We start from the raw sequence: 1,976 nt of genomic DNA, 5'->3' as shown, positions 1-1,976 counted from the left end.
TTCTGGCGCGTCGTGAGCCGCTTCGACTGCGGGCGCGACGGCTTTCCGCCGCTTCCGCCTCAGCGGGCGGAGGGGGCGCGCGAGCTCCAGGGCTTCAATTACGCAAAGAGTACCGACGCCGCCGACAAGGCCGACCTCGGGTGCCACTTCTTCATAGACGACTACCAGTTCGAGCGCGTGTGGCAGCGGCCCGGCGCGTATCTGGACGTGCTGAAGCCCTATAGGTTCGTCCTCACGCCCGACTTCAGCCTGTACATGGACATGCCCGACGCGATGCAGGAGTGGAACCGCTACCGCTCGGCGGCGCTGGGCTGGTACTGGGACAACCACGGCGTCACGGTCGTGCCGACGCTCTCGTGGGCGCAGCCGTCGAGCTACCGGTTCTGCTTCAGGGGCGTCCCGAGGCATTCGACGGTCGCAGTCTCCACCGTGGGCGTGGCGCGGGACAAGGGCGCTCGTGAGGTCTGGCGCGACGGCATGCGCGAGGCCATGCGGCGCCTGGAGCCGCCGCGCGTGCTCCTCTACGGCAGCCGCATCGACTTCGACTTCGGGGACGCAGAGGTAATCGAGTACAAGGCGGGTGGGTTCCATGGGCGGTAGGGGTTCGTGGTCATCCAGCGGGGGAATGTACGAACCTCATCCGGGTGGGGGTAACGGGGGCGCAGAAGAAAACGTTATTGGACCACGAATCCCTAGTACTCTGTCAGAAGCGCTTGGGGAAAAGGCAAGCCTCTGTCACCGGCGAAAGCCTCCGCAGGCGCAAATCCCCATTACAACGCTGAATATGATGCGTACTCTTCAAATTGCCAGAGGTGCGTCCTCACATATGAGGCACGACGTAGGGGATACGACGTTACAGCACTCCCGACGTACTCAGGCGATTTGCTCCCGTATGGTGGGGATTACCTCCGCGGCCTGTCAAACCCAAAGACTATTGATGTTGGAAGGTCGTCTCGCAAACTTGAAAGCCAGATGCGTGAGTATGGCGACGGCGCACGCGCGATTGTCCGCGTTAGCAAGGGCCGCAAGGGGCACGTTTTTATTTCTGAGAACAGCAATGGTAAAATATTCTACGTAGACCCGCAGACAAACAGGCGGTATAGCGGCGTTACTCTGAAAAAAGTATCGAATGCAAGAATTACCCGCATCGACAATCAGCAATTTACTGAGTACGCCAAGAATGCGTTTACCAGGCAGAAGGTGTAAGCGATGGGGACATCATTCCAGAAGGCACTGGAGATAGCCAAAGAGAAGTACCCTCACGAGATAAATTACTACGAAGAGTATAGGGACTATTACGTGTTCTCCCACGAAGACGGAATAGAGCGAGTCGGAGGCGACTACAGTCCTGTTGTCATCAGAAAATCTGACTATGCCGCGCTTAACTATGCTCCGATCTTCTTCAATCTCAGCGCCGATGCAGAAGACGTCGGCAAGGTTATATCCGAGGGACAAATCTAGAGGCACTTGATAGGGTGATGTGGGTCCAAATCCCACCGCCGCGAAGAGCCGTCCTTCGGGGCGGCTTTCTAGCTTGATGGGGGTGCGCGATGCGCGATTACAACCTGATGAGAAACATGCTGGTGTTCATCGGCTGTTCCGATGGCGATTTGAACCTCGTCGACTTCCAGCGGTTCGGCGACGCTTCAGCGGTTCGTGGCGAGCTGTCCCGTCTGCGGCAAGAGGGGCTCGTCGAGTCGAGCATGGAGTTCGAACCGTCGTACAACAACGGCACCGCCAAGGGCTTGACCAGGGAGGGGGCCGCGTTCCTGCGCGACATCGAGGACGACTGCGCGTGGGCGTTGATGGCCAAGACGCTCGAAGACGCGGGGCTAGACCTGTCATACCCGCTGCTCAAGAAGGTGTGCGAGACCATCGTCGAGCGCTGCGTGATGAGCAAGATTCCCGAAATCTAGAAACTAGAGACAATTGAGCCGTTCGAAGCCGTCCGACTGGGCGGCTTTTTCGTTGCCCGA

4 protein-coding genes are annotated in these 1,976 nt (G+C 58.8%); all 4 read left to right on the top strand.

Going from position 1 to position 1,976, the window contains the following annotated elements:
• Positions 1 to 600, top strand: a 600-nt coding sequence (locus tag HMPREF2826_RS08110) for a DUF4417 domain-containing protein (RefSeq protein ID WP_168163995.1), incomplete at its 5' end; no start/stop codon positions are given.
• 132 nt (positions 601 to 732) lie between these two features.
• Entirely contained in the window at positions 733 to 1,206 is a 474-nt protein-coding gene (locus HMPREF2826_RS09800; RefSeq protein ID WP_083307342.1) for a toxin glutamine deamidase domain-containing protein, read from the top strand.
• 3 nt (positions 1,207 to 1,209) lie between these two features.
• Complete coding sequence (locus HMPREF2826_RS08105) at positions 1,210 to 1,461, top strand: hypothetical protein (RefSeq protein WP_070640827.1); 252 nt, start codon at positions 1,210 to 1,212, stop codon at positions 1,459 to 1,461.
• An 89-nt stretch (positions 1,462 to 1,550) separates the two neighbouring features.
• Entirely contained in the window at positions 1,551 to 1,916 is a 366-nt protein-coding gene (locus tag HMPREF2826_RS08100; protein WP_070640825.1) for a hypothetical protein, read from the top strand.
• Positions 1,917 to 1,976 lie beyond the last annotated feature (60 nt).

Source organism: Olsenella sp. HMSC062G07 (assembly GCF_001811895.1).
Taxonomy (GTDB): domain Bacteria; phylum Actinomycetota; class Coriobacteriia; order Coriobacteriales; family Atopobiaceae; genus Olsenella_F; species Olsenella_F massiliensis.
This window is presented reverse-complemented; position numbering and strand designations above follow the sequence as displayed.

What these genes read in the sequence shown, in the direction of transcription:
- HMPREF2826_RS08105 (WP_070640827.1), top strand. Translation starts at nt 1,210, where the DNA reads ATGGGGACATCATTCCAGAAGGCACTGGAGATAGCCAAAGAGAAGTAC.
- HMPREF2826_RS08100 (WP_070640825.1), top strand. Translation starts at nt 1,551, where the DNA reads ATGCGCGATTACAACCTGATGAGAAACATGCTGGTGTTCATCGGCTGT.